The sequence below is a fragment of the Pseudoalteromonas sp. HM-SA03 genome (assembly GCF_002289345.1).
Lineage (GTDB): Bacteria > Pseudomonadota > Gammaproteobacteria > Enterobacterales > Alteromonadaceae > Pseudoalteromonas.
This window is the reverse complement of the sequence record NZ_NSDG01000182.1, coordinates 1-479: the sequence shown is the minus strand read 5'-3', so window position 1 is coordinate 479 and position 479 is coordinate 1. Positions and strand designations below refer to the sequence as shown.

1 protein-coding gene is annotated in these 479 nt (G+C 37.8%); it reads right to left on the bottom strand.

The features are described from left to right. On the bottom strand, positions 1 to 479 hold a 479-nt coding region (locus tag CKO50_RS23220), incomplete at both ends, for a polymorphic toxin type 15 domain-containing protein (protein ID WP_255231211.1).

Sequence of the window (479 nt, the reverse complement as noted above, 5' to 3'; positions counted from 1 at the left end):
TTCTTTAAATGCTTTTTCAACTTGCTCATCCATTAATTCCACGCGTGTTTTATCCCCTTTTTTACTTCCTACGGGGGCTTTAGCCCACTGCGGACCTATAGATTCATTAACTCTTTTATCACCCAGACGAGTAACATTATCATAACCGCCAGCGCCCATATCAGGGTCATGTAATGCATGTAAATTGCCCATAATTTCTGTTGCTCTTTGCAAGGCTAATTTTTCGGCTTCAGCATATGATAATTTGCTGCTGTATGCTCTATTGAGAGATTGAAATAGTTTAAACTTAAACTTATCTCTAAAATAATTTTGAGCAGTTCCAGTCCCCTTACGCTTCATATTTTTGTATCGATCGCGGTTTTCTATGTATTCACCAATGGTTAAATCATTTAAGCCGGTTTCTTGATACTTAAGCTGCCTTGCGTAATTATGCTCTAAAGCACGTAAGTCGCCCTTATGTTTTTTCCTTAAGTTATCAC